This is a genomic window from Pseudomonas sp. YH-1, assembly GCF_051990045.1.
GTDB lineage: Bacteria > Pseudomonadota > Gammaproteobacteria > Pseudomonadales > Pseudomonadaceae > Pseudomonas > Pseudomonas nicosulfuronedens.
Genome location: NZ_CP178184.1, coordinates 4285179 through 4301951, shown reverse-complemented (window position 1 = coordinate 4301951; position 16773 = coordinate 4285179). Strand labels below are relative to the sequence as shown.

Here is a 16773-nt window from a genome sequence, read left to right as displayed (position 1 = left end):
ACCAGCGCCCCTTCAATGGCTGAGCAGCACGCTCAATGTCGCGCGCAGCTTGCCCGGCTTCACCGGTTTGTTCAGTAGCGGCATCCCCAACCGCTGCAGGGCGCGGCGACAGTCGTCGCTGCGGTCGGCGGTGATCATCAGCGCCGGCAGCTCGCGGCGGAAATACTCGCGCAACCCGCGCACCGCCTCGCACCCGGTACGCCCCTGGTCGAGGTGGTAGTCGGCCAGGATCACCTCCGGCGCCTTGTCATCCAGCGCCTGCAGCGCTTCCTCGTAGCTGGTGGCCACCAGCACCTCGCAGCCCCATTGCCCGAGCAGCGCGGCCATGCTGACGAGGATCGCCTCCTCGTTGTCGATCACCAGCAGGCGCCGACCCGGCAGCGGGTCGCCAGTCACAGGGCGCGGGCCGCTCTCGACCGGCCCTGGCTGCGGCAGGTCTCGCACCAGCGGCACCTCGAGGGAGAACACCGAACCACGCCCCGGCATCGAACGCACCTGCACCCGGCAACCGAGGATGCCGGCGATGCGGTCGACGATAGCCAGCCCCAGACCGACACCCCGGCGACTGGCCGCGCGGCCGGCGTCCAGCTGGTTGAATTCGAGGAAGATGGCTTCCAGCTGGTCCGCCGGAATCCCGCGTCCGGTGTCCCAGACTTCCAGCCTGACGCTATCGCCGCGGCGGCGCGCCGCGAGCATCACGCTGCCGCGCTCGGTATAGCGGCATGCGTTACTGAGGAAGTTGCGCAGGATGCGCGACAGCAAGCGGTGATCGGTGCGCACCGCCAGCGCGGGAATCCGTGAGCGCAGACGCAGCCCGGCGGCGCGAGCCACTTCGTCGAACTCCGAGACCAGCGGGCCGAGCAGTTCGTCCAGCGGATACACCTCCAGGTCCGGACGGATCGCGCTCTGATCCAGACGGGCGATTTCCAGCAGGTCGGTGAGCAGGTCCTCGGCGCCCTCGAGCGCCTGGTGCGTGCGCTCCACCAGTACCTGCTCGGCGTCCGGCAGCTTGCGTTCGCGCAAGGTGGAAACCAGCAGGCGCGCAGCATTCAGCGGTTGCAGCAGGTCATGGCTGGCGGCGGCCAGGTACTTGTCCTTGCTGTTGTTGGCGGCTTCGGCGGCGTCGCGGGCCTCGCGCAGTTGCTGGTTCAGCCCTTCCAGCTCACGGGTACGTTCGGCGACGCGCTGCTCCAGTTCCTCGTTGAGGTTCTGCAGGCGCTGCTGGGCCTGGACGCGCTCGGTGATGTCAGCGACGAAGCCCTCCACCAGGCCTTCCTCGTCCGGTTTCATCAACAGGTTCATGAGCACGATGACATGACTGCCATCGCGGCGGCGCAGCCGCGTCTCGTAGCCGAACAGCCCACTGCCCTCGCGCAGCAGCGCACGGATGCGACGCATCTCCGCCTCACCACCGACGAACAGCTGGCTGGCCATGTCCTGCAGGTTCCACAGCACCTGTTGCGGGTCGTCATAGCCGAGCATCCGCGCCAGCGCCGGGTTGGCGGCGCGCAGGCCCTGGCTCAGGCTGGCCTGGAAGATGCCGTGGACGGCATGCTCGAACAGCCACTTGTAGCGGTTGCGCTCGGCCTCCAGCTCGTCCAGCCGCGCCACCAGCTCGGGGTAGTGGCTCTTGCGCGCAGAATGGCTGCCCAGCCCGAGCAAGCCGGCCAGGGCCTGTTGCTGCTGCTCGTCAGAGGGCCTCGCCATACACCACCTCGACATCGCGCTGGCTGGACTCGCGAGGGTTGGTGAGGATGCACGGGTCCTGCATCGCGTGGCGCGAGAGGAAGGGAATGTCGGAGCTGCCTACACCATGCAGGCCGAGGCTTTCGTGGAAGCCTACGGCATTCTTCAGGGCGATCAGGTGCTCCACCAGGCGCTGGCGGATCTGCGCATGGTTCATGCCACGGCAGTCGATGCCGAAGGTCTCGGCAATCACCTTGAAGCGTTCCGGCGCGGCGCTGTAGTTGAAGGCCACCACGTGCTCGACCAGCACCGCGTTGCACAGCCCGTGCGGCAGGTCGAGGTAACCGCCAAGGCTGTGGGACATGGCGTGCACCGCGCCGAGAATGGCGTTGGAGAACGCCAGCCCCGCCTGCATGCTGCCGAGCATGATCTTCTCGCGCAGGGCAATGTCCGCCGGATTGGCGATCATCTGCACCAGGTTGCCGTTGATCAGCCGCATGGCTTCCAGCGCATGAGGGTCGGTGAGCGGCCCGTGGCCAGTGGACACGAAGGCCTCGATGGCGTGCACCAGCGCGTCGATGCCAGTGCAGGCGGAGAGGAACGGGTCCATGGTCAGGGTGGTTTCCGGGTCGATCAGCGATACGTCGGGCACCACTGCCTTGCTGACGATGGAGAACTTCATCCGCTCGTCCTGGTTGGAGATGATCACGAACTGCGAAACGTCTGCCGAGGTGCCGGCGGTGGTGGGAATCAGGATCAGCGGCGGGCTGGGCACGCGCAGGGTGTCCACCCCCTCGAACTCGAGGATGTTGCGGCCGTGGGCGGCGACGATGCCGATGCCCTTGGCGCAGTCCATGGGGCTGCCGCCGCCGACCGCGACTATCACGTTGCAGCCTTCGCTGCGGTAGACGTCGGCGCCGCGCATGACTTCTTCCACGCGCGGATTGGGCGACACATCGGTGTAGCGGCAGAAGGCAATGTCCTGGGCGGCCAGGCTGGCTTCGATGTCAGCGACCCAGCCGGCAGCGACTACACCGGGGTCCGACACCACCAGCACCTTGCGGGCGCCAAAGGTTTTTACGTAATTGGCGACATTGTGCCGGCATCCGGCACCGAAAATGATCTCAGGCGAGACGAATTTGCGCAGCTGGCTGAGCTCGTGGGACATCGGGGGCTCTGTCGTTATTGTTATGGGATATTTCCGGCAGCCTACTGCATCCGTCAGGTATTGCAATGCGACCTTGGCAGACGGTTCTTACAGCCGGCTCGGGCCGGGATCAGCCCCCCAGAAGCGCCTGATAGAAGCGCCACTCGGCCTCCAGTGCATGGGCCTGGTTGGCGGCCTGGCGGAAACCGTGGCGCTCGCCGGCGTAGCGGTGCACCTCCACCGGTACGCCGCGCTGGCGCAGGCTGTTGACCATGGCGTCGGTCTGTGCCGGCACCACCACCGCATCCAGCTCGCCCTGGAAGAAGATCACCGGCGCGCGGATGCGCTCGGCCAGCAGCACCGGCGTGCGCTCGCGGTAACGCTCGGCGTCCTGTTGCGGGTCGCCGATCAGCCAGTCCAGGTAGTCCGCCTCGAACTTGTGGGTCACCCGCGCCAGCGCCTGCGGGTCGCTGACGCCATAGAGGCTGGCGCCCCCGCGCAGGCCCGGCAGCCGCGCCAGCGCCATCAGCGCGCTGTAGCCGCCAGCACTGGCGCCACGCACGAACACCCGCTGACGGTCGATGCGCCCGGCCCTGGAGAGAAAATCCAGCGCCGCGCCGATGTCCTCCACTTCCACCTGCCCCCAGCCCAGGTGCAGGCGCTCCCGGTAGGCGCGGCCGTAGCCGCTACTGCCGCGATAATTGATATCGGCAACGGCGAATCCCCGGCGCGTCCAGAACTGGATGCGCCCGTCGAATACCGGGTAGCAGGCCGAGGTCGGCCCACCGTGCAGGAACACCACCAGCGGCGGCGCCCCGTCCGTGGCGTAGGGCGGATAGAAGAACCCGTGGCCGCATTCGTCCTCGCCCACCGGGTAATGGAAGGCCTCGCCACGGGACAATTCGGCCTCCGGCAGCGGCCTCTCGCCACCGGCCAGCACCTGGGTGGAGCCATCCACCCGCCGGATCGCCAGCAGCGTCGGCAGACGGTCCGGCGCGGCGGCAATGCAATAGAAGTGGCGCTCGTCCGCGGCCAGCGAACGGAAGCGGCTGTACTCCGGTGCAAGTCTGCGCTCCTTGCCGCGCTCGTCATAAACCACCAGCAGGCCGCAACCATCGACCTGGCGCGTCGCCAGCAGCCTGCCGTCCGGCAACGGCAGGAAGGTGCGCCCGCCCAGCTGCCAGGGTGCGCTGGCATGGTCGGCGGCAGCACTGGGCAAGGTGCCGTGCCCTTCGTGGTGAGGCTGCCAGTAGCCATCACGGTCACTCAGCCAGTGCAGGCGGCCGTCCTCGGCGAAGCGCGGCTGCTGGATAGACTCGTGGCGAGCCTGCCCGGCCAGGCAGCGCTCCTCCCCGGCGAACGACTCGCACAGGCGAGTGCGCGTCCAGGGCTGGTGCGGGCGATCCCACTCCACCCAGACGATGCGATCGGCTCCGCTGTCAGCCACCGGGGAGGCATAGAAGTCCGCGCCGGACGCGATCACCCGGCGCCGGCCATCGGCGTCGAGACGAACGATGCGGTGGCTTACCCCGCCGCTGCCGTTCTCTTCTTCCACCGCCAGTAGCGCGTTCCACGCAGGCACGTAGTGCAGGTCGCCATAGCGGCAGTCGTCGCGATGGGTAATAGGCCGAGGCGTGCCACCCAGGCGCAGCCAACGCACCTGCTGGTCACTCTCTTCCACCCAGGCCACGCCGTCGGCGGTGGCGCAGCAGGAACCGCCGCCGTATTCGTAGACGCGGCTGCGCACCGAAGCGCCGGGCGGGGTCAGCTCGACGCTCTGCCCCTCACGGCGCAGAAACAGCCGACAACGCGCGCTGGAGGGGTCAAACGCCGCCCACAGCAAGCCGCCATGGGCCACGTGCAGTTCGGCAAAATCCCCCGCGGCGGCGACCGCGCGTTCGGCACTCCAATCGCTGCGTTCCACGCTCACGCCTTGCAGATCAGTTGCGAGGCGCGCTCGTTGCGCAGGGTCAGCGCACTGAGCGGCGCGGCCGCCGTTTCCGCCTCGCGACGGGCGTCGAGGATGATCCCGTGGTGGGCCGACTTGGCGCACACCGGGTCGGTGGCTTCGGCATCACCGGTGAGCATGAATGCCTGGCAGCGACAGCCGCCGAAGTCGCGCGCTTTCTCGTCGCAGGAGCGGCACGGTTCGGGCATCCACGCGTCACCCCGGAAGCGGTTGAAGCCGAAGGACTCGTACCAGATGTGCTGCAGGCTGTGCTCGCGCACGTTGGGGAACTTCACCGGCAGCTGCCGCGCGCTGTGGCACGGCAATGCGGTGCCGTCCGGGGTGACGTCGAGGAACACGCTGCCCCAGCCGCCCATGCAGGCCTTCGGGCGCTCCTCGTAGTAATCGGGCACCACGAAGATCAGCTTGCACGGGTTGCCTTCGGCGGCCAGGCGCTCGCGGTACTCGGCGGTGATGCGCTCGGCGCGTTGCAACTGCTCGCGGGTCGGCAGCAGGCCGGCGCGGTTCAGTTCGGCCCAGCCGTAGAACTGGCAGGTGGCGAGTTCGACGAAGTCGGCCTCCAGCTCGATGCACAGCTCGATGATGCGCTCGATGCTGTCGATGTTGTGCCGGTGGGTGACGAAGTTCAGCACCATCGGGTAGCCGTGGGCCTTCACCGCGCGGGCCATGGCGAGCTTCTGGGCGAAGGCCTTGCGCGAGCCGGCGAGCAAGTTGTTCACCTCCTCGTCGGCAGCCTGGAAGCTGATCTGGATATGGTCCAGCCCGGCGTCGGCGAACTCCTTCAGGCGCTTCTCGTTGAGCCCGATGCCGGAGGTGATCAGGTTGGTGTAGAACCCCAGCCCGCGTGCGGCGGCGATCAGCTCGGCAAGGTCCTGGCGCACCAGCGGTTCACCGCCGGAAAAACCCAGCTGCGCCGCGCCCATCTCGCGGGCCTGGCGGAACACCTCGATCCATTGCGCGGTGGACAGCTCTTCGCCGCCCCTGGCGAAGTCCAGCGGGTTGGAACAGTACGGGCACTGCAGCGGGCAGCGGTAGGTCAGCTCGGCCAGCAGCCAGAGCGGAGGACCCACCGGCGCCTCAGCGCAGCTCGATCCAGAATTGCGCATGGGCCACCTCGAGGAATGCCAGGATGTCTTCGTCGATGCCCGGCACGCCAGGGAAATCGGCGCGCAGGCCATCGATGATGCCGGCCACATCGGCTTGCCCGTCGACACGGCCGAGGATGGCCCCGGCGCTGTCGTTGAGCTTCACCATCCCTTCAGGATAGAGCAGCACGTGGCACCCCTGGGCCGGCTCGAACTGCAGGCGGAACCCCCGGCGCAGCGCCGGTACGCTGTCCAGTGAAGGCAGACTCATCACATTACACCCCTGTGCCACACGCGCTCGGCTGTCACCGTGTGGTACGGCGGGCGCTCCAGTTCATAGGCCATGCTCATCGCGTCGAGCATGCTCCAGAGCACGTCGAGCTTGAATTGCAGGATCTCCAGCATGCGCTCCTGGGCCTCGCGGGTGCGGTAGTGCTCCAGGGTGATGCGCAGGCCGTGCTCGACATCGCGGCGCGCCTGGGACAGGCGCTTGCGGAAGTAGTCGTAGCCGGTGGCGTCGATCCACGGATAGTGCTGCGGCCAGCTGTCCAGGCGGGACTGGTGGATCTGCGGGGCGAACAATTCGGTCAGCGAGCTGCTGGCCGCCTCCTGCCAGCTGGCGCGGCGGGCGAAGTTGACGTAGGCGTCCACCGCAAAGCGCACGCCGGGCAGCACCAGCTCCTGGGACAGCACCTGCTCGCGGTCCAGCCCAACGGATTCGGCCAACCGCAGCCAGGCCTCGATGCCGCCCTCCTCGCCCGGCGCGCCGTCGTGGTCGAGGATGCGCTGCAGCCACTCTCTACGCACTTCGCGGTCCGGGCAGTTGGCGAGGATGGCCGCGTCCTTCAGCGGAATGTTCACCTGGTAGTAGAAACGGTTCGCCACCCAGCCCTGGATCTGCTCGCGGCTGGCGCGGCCCTCGTACATGGCCACGTGGTACGGGTGGTAGATGTGGTAGCAGGCGCCCTTGGCGCGCAGTGCCTGTTCGAATTCGGCGGGGCTCATGGCTTCGCGGGTCATCGCGAGGCTCCTTCTGAAAGGGCCGTCACAGGAAGATGCCCATGCCGTCGAACGCCACCTCGATGCCGCGCGCATCCAGTTCGGCGCGTTCGGGCGAGGCGATGTCGAGGATGGGATTGGTGTTGTTGATGTGAATGAGCACCTTGCGCGGCCCGTCGATGCCATCCAGCACCTCGATCATGCCGCCGGGGCCGCTCTGGGCCAGATGGCCCATCTCGCTGCCGAGCTTGTCGCCGACTTCGCAGACGCGCATCTCGTCGTCGCGCCACAGCGTGCCGTCCACCAGCAGGCAGTCGGCGCGGCGCATCCATGCCAGTAGACCATCGTCCACCTGGCCCAGGCCCGGCGCGTAGAACAATTTGCCGCCGGTGGAGGTGTCCTCGACGAACAAGCCGATGTTGTCGCCCGGATGCGGATTGCCCCGGTGTGGCGAGTACGGCGGTGCGCTGCTGCGCAGGGCGATGGCGGTGAGGCGCAGGCCCGGGCAGGCCGGGATGACGAAGGGCTCGGCATCCAGCTCGATGAGGTTGTGCTTCAGCCCGCCGTTCCAGTGCGACAGCATGGGGAACAGCGGGAAGCCGGTGGACAGGTCCTGATGGACCATTTCCGTACACCACACCTCATGCGGGCAGCCTTCGCGCAGGCTGAGCAGGCCGGTGGTGTGGTCGATCTGGCTGTCCAGCAGGACGATGGCGGCAATCGCCGAATCACGCAGGCGCCGCGCCGGCTGCAGCGCCGGGAAGGACGCCAGCTGGGCGCGGATGTCAGGTGAGGCGTTGCAGAGAATCCAGTTCTCGCCGTCGTCGGACAGCGCGATGGAGGATTGCGTGCGTGGCTGCGCGATCACGCTGCCGTCGCGGACGCCGCGACAGTTGCGGCAATTGCAGTTCCACTGGGGAAAGCCGCCACCGGCGGCCGACCCGAGAATTCGGATGTGCATGACAGTGCCCCGTGGGCAGGGGCCCCGGCGGACCGGGGCGCAGTGGATCAGCGGTTGGCGAAGTACAGGGTCACTTCGAAGCCAAGGCGCAGGTCGGTGAAGCTAGGCTTGGTCCACATGGGTCTGTCCTCTTTCTTGTTGGAAGGCGCCGGCAGAACCGGCAAGGTCGAGTTAAACACCAGGGTCAGGCACTCCGAATGATACTTTCGAAGGAGATTCCCCCCTGATTTGGTAGCGGGCCCGCGACAGCTGTCGCGCCCCGCCGCTACAACTGTCCCATCGCTGCGACAGTCGCTGCCCGGTTGCGCCCGCGCCCTTGGGCGGCGGGCGGTCTGGCGCGGGGTTCGGCGTCCCGCGCGGTAGGTTTCGGCACAGGCCTTGCTCGGGCTCTCGTCGCCCGTGACCGACCGGTCTAGACTGTGCAGTCCCAAGAGACTCAGTCCTAGGATCGGTCCTACACGAAGCCGATCCCCTACAAAAACAATGCGCCGCAGTCCGACTGACGGCCGCCGGGAGTGACCATGCACCCGCAATCCCTGGACAACTGCCCGAACGACCTTGCCGCCTTCATCGCCGATCACTTCGGCGAGCGTGACATCCAGCCCGAGGGGGCGATTGCACGCTCCTGGTACCGCAGCGTGATGGAGCACCGTCTCGACCCCCGTGCGCGGGCGGAAAAACACATCCTCACCGCCGGGGAAATCCGCGAGCACCAGAGCCTGCACCAGGACTACCTGGCGATTGCCAGCCAGGGCGTCACCGGCCTGGCCCGGCGCGTGCTGCCGGCAGGCTTCGCGGTGCTGCTCAGCGACGAGCGCGGTATCACCCTCGATGCGCGCCTGCCCAGCGAGCGCGACCGCTACACCCAGGCCGGGCTGATCGTCGGTGCGCGCTGGGACGAATCCATCGCCGGCACCAACGGCATCGGCACCGCCCTGGCGGCCGGTGAAGCGCTGACCATCCACCGCCAGGAACACTTCCTGGTGAGCAATTTCCGCCTGAGCTGCTCGGTGGCGCCGATCTTCGATGCCCAACATCGGCTGCGCGGTTGCCTGAACGCCACCTGCCTGTACAACGACGGGCCCAAGGATGCGCAGTACCTGACCCTGCAACTGGTGATCCTGTATGCCCGGCTGATCGAGAACGCCAGCTTCCGCCAGCGTTACCGCGACCGCCTGACGCTGTCGGTGAAGGCCCGCGACGAGGTGTCGGACCTGGCCAACGAACAGCTGATTGCCCTCGACGAACAGGGCCGGGTGATCGGCGCCAACCATGCCGCCTTCACCGCCTGCCGGGGCGACCTGCTGGGCAGCCGGATCGAACAGCTGCTTGCAGCGGACGTCGGCCAGTTGCTCGACCTGAGCCAGGGCGGCGCGCGGGGCATTCGCCTGCGCACCCTGGCCGATCACGCGCTGGTGGATGTGGGCCTGCGCACCCCAGCCAGCCCACCGCGCCGCCAGGCTCCGCCGCGCAGCGGGTCGCACAGCCCGGAACATCCCGACCTTTCTCGCCTCGCCGGCTCCGACCCGCGCCTGCAGGACGGTGTGCGCAAGCTGCGCAAGGTGCTCGACAAGGGCATTTCCATCCTGGTCACCGGCGAGACCGGCACCGGCAAGGAAGCCTTCGCCCGCGCCATCCACCACGCCAGCGCGCGCCATGCCGGGCCCTTCGTCGCGCTGAACTGCGCGGCGATCCCTGAGAGCCTGATCGAGAGCGAACTCTTCGGTTACCGCGGCGGCAGCTTCACCGGTGCCAGCAAGAAAGGCATGAAGGGCAAGCTGGAACTGGCCAATGGCGGCACCCTGTTCCTCGACGAGATCGGCGACATGCCCGCGCATTTGCAGACGCGCCTGCTGCGCGTGCTGGCCGAGCGCGAAATCCTCCCGCTGGGCGCCGAAGCCCCGGTGGCGCTGGATGTGCAGGTGGTCTCCGCGACTCACCAGAACCTCGCCGAGATGATCCGCGCCAAGGGTTTCCGCGAGGACCTGTTCTACCGGCTCGCCGGCATGACCCTGCAATTGCCAGCCTTGCGAGAGCGCAACGATCGCGAGGCGCTGATCGACAGCCTGCTGGCGGGCCTGGACGGCGACCTGCACCTCGACAGCGCGGTGCGCGAGCGGCTGCGCGGCCATCCCTGGCCGGGCAACATCCGCCAGTTGCTGAACTGTTTGCGCTACGCCGCCGCGCTGGCCGAAGACGGCCGCATCGACCTGGACTGTTTGCCGATGGAGTTGCATCAGGCCACTCCCGCCAGCGTCGCCAAAATGCAGCCGCCAGCCACTGCCCTCGCCGCCCGCCTGGACGACGACGAGGCGCGCCACCTGCTCGCCGTACTGCGCGAGTGGCAGTGGAACATCAGTGCGGTGGCGGAACAGTTCGGCATTGCCCGGTCGACCCTGTATCGGAAGATGAAGAAGCACGGCATCGTGCAGCCCAACGCGTTGTATTGATCGCTTCCCTTTTCCCTGCGCTCGACCGACTCCAAGCGCAGGGAAAAAGGAGCGAGCCGCACCTGGCAAGGACGGCCCGCCCAGTCAAACCTTGGTCTGTTTACAGCGCGGTTTCGCCCTCCCTGGAGATTCGCCGCATGCCTTGGCGCCCTCTCCCCAGCCCTCTCCCTGAAGGGAGAGGGAGCCGTCCGTGCCGGCTGATGGCACGGCTTCACCCTGCGCCGACCCAGTCCCCTCTCCCTTCGGAGCGGGGCGCGCAGCCAGGGTTAGGGAGAGGGGCTCTTGCGGACGCCACCCAGGCACGGACTACCCACCAGCTCACTCCTGCGCATACACCACATGGGTATGGGTGTACTCGTACAACCCATGCTTGCCGTCCGCGCCGCCGATGCCGGACTTGCGTGTACCGGCGTGGAAGCCCTGCATCGCCTCGAAGTTCTCGCGGTTGATGTAGGTCTCGCCGAAGTCCAGCTCGCGACTGGCCTTGAGCGCGGCGCTGAGGTTGCGGGTGTAGATCGATGAGGTCAGGCCGTAGTCGCTGTCATTGGCCAGGGCGATGGCTTCGTCGAGGTCCTCCACCACCTGGATCGGCAGCACCGGGCCGAAGATCTCCTTGCGCATGATCTCCATGTCGCCCTTGCAACCCGCCAGCACGGTGGGCTGGTAGTGGAAGCCCTTGCCAAGATCGGCCACGGCGCCGCCGGTTATCACCTGGGCGCCCTGCCCGGTCGCCGTGCGGACCATCTGCGCAACCTTGTCCAGGCCGATGCGGTTGACCAGCGGGCCCATGTCCAGGTCGGCCTGCACGTTCGGGTCGCCGAAGCGAGTGGCGGCCATGGCAGCGGCAATCTTCTCGATGAACTGGTCGGCTACCTGGCGCTGCACGTAGACGCGCTCGGCGCAGTTGCATACCTGCCCAGTGTTGATCACCCGCGAGGCCTTGATGGCGTTCACCGCCAGCTCCAGGTCGGCGTCGGCGAGGACGATGGCCGGCGCCTTGCCACCCAGCTCCAGGTTCAGCTTGGTGATGTTCGGCGCGGCCGCGGCCATGATCCGCGAGCCGGTGGCGACGCTGCCGGTGAAGCTGATCAGGTCGACGCCTGCGTGGCTGGTCAGCGCACTGCCAGCGCTGGCACCGGTGCCGCCGACGACATTGAACACACCAGTGGGCAGGTCGGTCTCCGCCACCAGGCGAGCGAACTCGAAGCAGTTGATCGGCGTTTCTTCACTGGGCTTGATGACGATGGTGTTGCCGGTCAGCAGGGCCGGCGCCATCTTCCGTGCGATGAGGAAGAACGGGAAGTTCCACGGCAGGATGCCCGCCACCACGCCCAGCGGTTTGCGCAGCAGGAAGATGTGCTCGCCGGCGCGGTCGCTGGTCAGCACCTCGCCCTCCAGGCGGCGCGCCCACTCGGCCATGTAGTCGAGGTAGTCGGCGGTGAAATTCACTTCCACTTCTGCCAGCGCCGGCACCTTGCCCTGCTCGGCGGTGATGATCTTCGCCAGGCGCGGCGCGTTGGCGCGCACCTTCTCGGCAATCCGGCGCAGGTAGCCGGCACGCTCGATGGCAGGCTTGGCCGCCCAGCCCTTCTGCGCCTTGCGGGCGGCGTCGATGGCACTGTCCACCTGGGCCGCGCTGGCCTCGGGGATACGCGCCAGCAGCTCGCCGTTGGCCGGGTTGTGCACCTCGATCAACGGCTCGCCGGCGACGAAGCGGTTGTCGATGTAGTGCTGGTAGGTCGTTACGTCAGTCATGAGTCGGTCTCCTGCGGGACTGCTTCTTATGGAAAGGTCACTTGGCGGCGGTCTTCTGCGCGCCGGCCAGTTGTTCCTTGAGGTCGTAGGCGCGCTTGATCAGGTACTGGTGCACAGCTTCGGCCTGCTGCAGATCGAGATGCCCCTGGAACGAGGGCATGCCGTCGGGGATGCGGCCGCCATAGACGATGCCGAGGAAGCGCTGGTGGTTCTCCGCACTGAGGGTGCGCAGGTCGGGCACCACGCCGCCGCTGATGGCGTTGATGCCGTGGCACTGCGAGCAACTGGAGTTGAACAGCTCGCGGCCCTGGTCGATCTGCGCGGTGGTGCCGGTCAGCTGCGGCGGCTCGGGCTTGCGGTCGGCCCACTTGTAGTTGATGTCCGGCAGCCTGGCGGTGCCGCCAAGCTTGTAGGTCAGCACCTGGGCGTTGGGCTTCACCCCGGCACGGAGCGACAGGGCGCCGGCGAAAGTGGAGAAGGCGCCGCCCCAGCCGGCCATGAAGGTCACGTATTGCTCGCCGTCCACCTCATAGGTGATCGGCGCGGCCATCACGCCGGTGTTGGCCGGGGATTCCCAGAGCTTCTTGCCGGTCTCGGCGGCGTAGGCCACCACGCGGCCATCGGCGGTGCCTTCGAATACCAGGTTGCCGGCGGTGCTCAGGGTGCCGCCGTTGAAGATGGTGCTGTAGGGCACTTCCCAGCGTTTTTCCTGCTTCACCGGGTCCCAGGCGATCAGCTTGCCGGTCCAGGTGTCGGCGATCTTGCGCAGGCCTTCCGGGTCCTCGGGCATCATTCCGGTGTTGACGTCGAGCTGGTAGATGCTCTTGAACTTGGAGCGCGGCGGTGCTCCGTCGACGTCCTGGTACATCGCCGACATGATGTGCGCCGGGATGTAGACCAGGCCGGTGTTGGGGTTGTACGACATGGGCTGCCAGTCATGCGCGCCCCAGAACGCCGGCTGGATCAGCCGCGCCTTCTTCTCCGGGTCCTTCCAGTATTCGGCAACCTTTTCGTTGCGGATCGGCCGGCCGGTCTTCAAGTCGATGCCGGTGGCCCAGTTGATCGGGATGAAGTTCTTCGCCGAGAGCAACTCGCCGGTCGCGCGGTCGATGACGTAGAAGAAGCCGTTCTTCGGTGCCTGCATCAGCACCTTGCGTGGCTTGCCGTCGATCTCCAGGTCCACCAGCATGATGTGCTGGGTGGCGGTGTAGTCCCAGGCATCGCCCGGCGTGGTCTGGTAGTGCCAGACGTATTCGCCGTTGTCCGGGTTGATCGCCACGATGGACGAGAGGAACAGGTTGTCGCCCTTGCCTTCGCTGCGGATACGCGGGTTCCACGAGGAGCCGTTGCCGACGCCGATGTACAGCAGGTTCAGCTCCGGGTCGTAGGACATCGAGTCCCACACGGTGCCGCCACCGCCCTGCTTGTAGAAGTTGTCGCCGAACCAGGTCTTGGCGGCGATTTCCATGCCCTTGCCCTTGGGCATTTCCTTGGGGTCGCCGGGTACGGTGAAGAAGCGCCAGTCCTGCTTGCCGGTCTCGGCATCGTAGGCGGTGATGTAGCCACGCACGCCGAACTCGGCCCCGCCGTTACCGATGATCACCTTGCCCTTCACGATGCGCGGCGCGCCGGTGATGGTGATGCTGCGCGAAGGATCGGTACGGGTATCGACGCTCCACACGCGCTTGCCGGTCTTCGCGTCGATGGCCTCCAGGCGGCCATCGAGCACGCCGACGTAGACCTTGCCCTTCCACACCGCCACGCCACGGTTCACCGCGTCGCAGCAGGCTTCGCCGGCGCGGCTGCGGTCGGACTGCGGGTCGTACTTCCACAGTTGCTCGCCGGTGCGGGCGTCCAGCGCGTAGACGATGGAGAACGGCCCGGTGGTGTACATCACGCCATCGACCACGATGGGCGTGGCTTCCACGCCACGGTCGATGTCCAGCTTGTGGCTCCAGGCCAGGCCCAGGCCACCGACGTTGCTCTGGTCGATCTGCTTGAGCGGGCTGTAGCGCTGTTCGTCGTAGGTGCGGCCGGTGGTCATCCAGTTGCCCGGCTCGCTGTTGGCGGCAGCGATGCGCTTGCCGTCGACGTTGGCCGGGACCTCAGCGGCGTGAAGGTGGGGGGACAGACCGGCCATCAGCAGTGAGGCAGTCAGCAGGGAGTGACGCAGGGCGGGTTGCAGGCGAACGGAAGGCACGTGCAGGCCAATCGATCTCATGGAGGTTCTCCGATTCTTGTTGGTGCCGCGGATCGTTCGCCGCAGCTTGCAAGGCTCAGAGCAACCGCTGTGCCAGGCTTTTCGAATCGGGCTGAGAAGCTCGCCGTTCGGGGCTTCTGGCGTTTTCTGACGGGTCTGGAGCGGGTGTTGCGGGCGCTACAGGTGTTGCGCAGTCGGGATGCACCTGTTGCGACCGTAGGATGGGTGGAGCGCAGCGATACCCATGCGGTCGGCGCACCCGATTGATGGGTATCGCTGCGCTCCACGCCATCCTACGGAACGTGCCTCGCCGGATAATCCGGCGCATGGGCGGGTTCGCGAGCAAGCTCGCTCCTACAGGTCAGGTCTGGCGGTTTTCTGTAGGAGCGAGCTTGCTCGCGAACAGGGGCTTGGCGGAAAAAAGAAAACGCGGCCGGAGCCGCGTTCGACGAAGGCCGTCACCCGTGGAATGGGTACGGAAGCGGACGGCCGCCCGAACCGGGCGCGTCGACACAAGGGATGCCTGGTGGAGTGCCAGGCGGGGTACACCGGAAAGGGACCGGCAAACCTGATGGGGGAAGGTTCGCCGGTTTACTGCTGAGGGTCAGAAGAAGCCCAGCGGGTTGATGTCGTAACTCACCAGCAGGTTCTTGGTCTGCTGGTAGTGGTCCAGCATCATCTTGTGGGTTTCGCGGCCGACACCGGACTTCTTGTAGCCACCGAACGCGGCGTGGGCCGGGTACAGGTGATAGCAGTTGGTCCATACGCGGCCGGACTGAATGCCCCGGCCCATGCGCCAGGCACGGTTGATGTCGCGGGTCCACACGCCGGCGCCGAGGCCGAACTCGGTATCGTTGGCAATCGCCAGGGCTTCGGCTTCGTCCTTGAAGGTGGTGACGCCCACCACCGGCCCGAAGATTTCCTCCTGGAACACGCGCATGCCGTTGTGGCCCTTGAGCAGGGTCGGCTGGATGTAGTAACCGCTGGCCAGGTCGCCTTCCAGGCGCTCGCTGGAGCCGCCGGTGAGCAGCTCGGCGCCTTCGCCCTGGGCGATGTCGAGGTAGGACAGGATCTTCTCGTACTGCTGCTGCGAAGCCTGGGCGCCGACCATGGTCTCGGTGTCCAGCGGGTTGCCGCGCTTGATCGCCTTGATCTTCTTCATCACCTCGACCATGAACGGTTCGAAGATCGACTCCTGCACCAGCGCCCGCGACGGGCAGGTGCAGACCTCGCCCTGGTTGAAGAAGGCCAGCACCAGGCCTTCGGCAGCCTTTTCGATGAAGGCCGGTTCGGCCTGCATGATGTCCTCGAAGAAGATGTTCGGGCTCTTGCCGCCCAGCTCCACAGTGGAGGGAATGATGTTCTCCGCCGCACAATGGAGGATGTGCGAGCCGACCGGGGTGGAGCCGGTGAAGGCGATCTTGGCGATGCGCTTGCTGGTGGCCAGCGCCTGGCCCGCTTCCTTGCCGAAGCCCTGGACGATGTTCAGCACGCCCGGCGGCAGCAGGTCGCCGATGATCTCGGCCAGCAGCATGATCGACAGCGGGGTCTGCTCGGCCGGCTTGAGCACCACGCAGTTGCCGGCGGCCAGCGCCGGGGCGAGTTTCCACGCGGCCATCAGCAGCGGGAAGTTCCACGGGATGATCTGCCCGACCACGCCCAGCGGTTCGTGGATGTGGTAGGCGACGGTGTTCTCGTTGATCTCGGCGGCACCGCCTTCCTGCGCACGGATGCAACCGGCGTAGTAACGGAAGTGGTCGGCGGCCAGCGGCACGTCGGCGTTCAGGGTTTCGCGCACGGCCTTGCCGTTGTCCCAGGTCTCGGCGACGGCCAGTTGTTCCAGGTTCAGTTCGATGCGGTCGGCGATCTTCAGCAGGATCAGCGCGCGGTCCTGTACCGAAGTACGACCCCAGGCATTGGCGGCGGCGTGGGCGGCATCCAGGGCGAGCTCGATGTCCTCGGCGGTGGAGCGCGGAAACTCGGCGATGATTTCGCCGTTCACCGGCGAGGTGTTGCTGAAGTACTGGCCCAGCACCGGCGCAACGAACTCGCCGCCGATGTAGTTGCCGTAGCGCGGCTTGAGGGTGACGACGGCGCCTGGGGTTCCGGGTGCGGCGTAGATCATGGGGGTGCTCTCCTGTCGGTTCCCGGCCTCCATCGGCCAGGTCATGGAGCGATCTTAGGCAACGCCCTTCCCGGCCCGGAATGCCCCCATGGGAGCGGTGGGTTACTCATTTGGTAGTAGATGCGGCGAGCGTCGCAGGTTGTAGGGCGCATAACCCGGAACGGATTATCCGCCGACGCCACCACGGCGGATAACGCTGTCGCGTTATGCGCCCTACGGTGCCGGGTGGTTCGCGAGCAAGCTCGCTCCTACAGGTGGCGGCGAGCATCTGATGTTGCTTATCAGCGCAAGGTCCGCCGCGAAGGATTTCGCGGACAAGGTCCGCTCCTACGGGAACTCCACAACACGGCTCTGGCTGTGGCTATGGCTCTGGATTTTGAAGGTTTCCAGAGAGAC

12 protein-coding genes are annotated in these 16773 nt (G+C 66.9%); 1 reads left to right on the top strand and 11 read right to left on the bottom strand.

The window, feature by feature from the left end:
* Positions 1–12: 12 nt before the first annotated feature.
* From ACKI1H_RS19740 to pqqA, 8 genes are all read right to left on the bottom strand, one after another.
* Entirely contained in the window at positions 13–1707 is a 1695-nt protein-coding gene (locus tag ACKI1H_RS19740) for a PAS domain-containing hybrid sensor histidine kinase/response regulator (protein ID WP_440466032.1), read from the bottom strand.
* Positions 1691–2854 (bottom strand): alcohol dehydrogenase-like regulatory protein ErcA, encoded by a 1164-nt coding sequence (gene ercA, locus ACKI1H_RS19735; RefSeq protein WP_440466031.1) that lies wholly within the window; start codon positions 2852–2854, stop codon positions 1691–1693. Before ercA ends, ACKI1H_RS19740 begins: the two co-directional genes overlap by 17 nt.
* A 109-nt stretch (positions 2855–2963) precedes the next feature.
* Complete coding sequence (locus ACKI1H_RS19730; protein ID WP_440466030.1) at positions 2964–4757, bottom strand: alpha/beta hydrolase family protein; 1794 nt, start codon at positions 4755–4757, stop codon at positions 2964–2966.
* Positions 4758–4759: 2 nt separating this feature from the next.
* Positions 4760–5908: a pyrroloquinoline quinone biosynthesis protein PqqE gene (gene pqqE, locus ACKI1H_RS19725; RefSeq protein ID WP_440466029.1), complete on the bottom strand. Its 1149-nt coding sequence runs from the start codon at positions 5906–5908 to the stop codon at positions 4760–4762.
* The gene (gene pqqD / locus ACKI1H_RS19720; RefSeq protein ID WP_017518379.1) at positions 5880–6158 is read right to left on the bottom strand and encodes a pyrroloquinoline quinone biosynthesis peptide chaperone PqqD; all 279 of its coding nucleotides are present in this window, start codon (positions 6156–6158) and stop codon (positions 5880–5882) included. Before pqqD ends, pqqE begins: the two co-directional genes overlap by 29 nt.
* Positions 6158–6907: a pyrroloquinoline-quinone synthase PqqC gene (gene pqqC, locus ACKI1H_RS19715; protein ID WP_440466028.1), complete on the bottom strand. Its 750-nt coding sequence runs from the start codon at positions 6905–6907 to the stop codon at positions 6158–6160. Before pqqC ends, pqqD begins: the two co-directional genes overlap by 1 nt.
* Positions 6908–6932: 25 nt before the next feature.
* Positions 6933–7847 carry a pyrroloquinoline quinone biosynthesis protein PqqB gene (gene pqqB, locus ACKI1H_RS19710; protein ID WP_440466027.1) on the bottom strand — a complete coding sequence of 305 codons (915 nt, stop codon included), beginning with the start codon at positions 7845–7847 and terminating at the stop codon, positions 6933–6935.
* 47 nt (positions 7848–7894) lie between these two features.
* Complete coding sequence (pqqA, locus tag ACKI1H_RS19705) at positions 7895–7966, bottom strand: pyrroloquinoline quinone precursor peptide PqqA (RefSeq protein WP_003106462.1); 72 nt, start codon at positions 7964–7966, stop codon at positions 7895–7897.
* Between the two features lie 402 nt (positions 7967–8368).
* On the opposite strand from pqqA, the gene ACKI1H_RS19700 reads away from it, so the two are divergent.
* Positions 8369–10297, top strand: a complete 1929-nt coding sequence (locus ACKI1H_RS19700) for a sigma-54-dependent Fis family transcriptional regulator (RefSeq protein ID WP_440466026.1) — start codon at positions 8369–8371, stop codon at positions 10295–10297.
* Between the two features lie 318 nt (positions 10298–10615).
* Here the strand turns inward: ACKI1H_RS19700 and aldA are convergent, their stop codons facing one another.
* The 3 genes from aldA to exaC all read right to left on the bottom strand — a co-directional run bounded on the left by aldA (position 10616) and on the right by exaC (position 16377).
* Positions 10616–12052: an aldehyde dehydrogenase gene (gene aldA / locus ACKI1H_RS19695; RefSeq protein WP_440466025.1), complete on the bottom strand. Its 1437-nt coding sequence runs from the start codon at positions 12050–12052 to the stop codon at positions 10616–10618.
* Positions 12053–12089: 37 nt separating this feature from the next.
* Positions 12090–14273, bottom strand: a complete 2184-nt coding sequence (locus tag ACKI1H_RS19690) for a PQQ-dependent dehydrogenase, methanol/ethanol family (RefSeq protein WP_440466024.1) — start codon at positions 14271–14273, stop codon at positions 12090–12092.
* A 583-nt stretch (positions 14274–14856) separates the two neighbouring features.
* Positions 14857–16377, bottom strand: a complete 1521-nt coding sequence (gene exaC / locus ACKI1H_RS19685) for an acetaldehyde dehydrogenase ExaC (RefSeq protein WP_138523775.1) — start codon at positions 16375–16377, stop codon at positions 14857–14859.
* Between the last annotated feature and the right edge of the window lie 396 nt (positions 16378–16773).

Coding starts and splice junctions, on each gene's coding strand:
- ACKI1H_RS19740 (WP_440466032.1), bottom strand. CDS start 1,707: ATGGCGAGGCCCTCTGACGAGCAGCAGCAACAGGCCCTGGCCGGCTTG.
- ercA (WP_440466031.1), bottom strand. CDS start 2,854: ATGTCCCACGAGCTCAGCCAGCTGCGCAAATTCGTCTCGCCTGAGATC.
- pqqE (WP_440466029.1), bottom strand. CDS start 5,908: ATGCGCAATTCTGGATCGAGCTGCGCTGAGGCGCCGGTGGGTCCTCCG.
- pqqD (WP_017518379.1), bottom strand. CDS start 6,158: ATGAGTCTGCCTTCACTGGACAGCGTACCGGCGCTGCGCCGGGGGTTC.
- pqqC (WP_440466028.1), bottom strand. CDS start 6,907: ATGACCCGCGAAGCCATGAGCCCCGCCGAATTCGAACAGGCACTGCGC.
- pqqB (WP_440466027.1), bottom strand. CDS start 7,847: ATGCACATCCGAATTCTCGGGTCGGCCGCCGGTGGCGGCTTTCCCCAG.
- ACKI1H_RS19700 (WP_440466026.1), top strand. CDS start 8,369: ATGCACCCGCAATCCCTGGACAACTGCCCGAACGACCTTGCCGCCTTC.
- aldA (WP_440466025.1), bottom strand. CDS start 12,052: ATGACTGACGTAACGACCTACCAGCACTACATCGACAACCGCTTCGTC.
- ACKI1H_RS19690 (WP_440466024.1), bottom strand. CDS start 14,273: ATGAGATCGATTGGCCTGCACGTGCCTTCCGTTCGCCTGCAACCCGCC.
- exaC (WP_138523775.1), bottom strand. CDS start 16,377: ATGATCTACGCCGCACCCGGAACCCCAGGCGCCGTCGTCACCCTCAAG.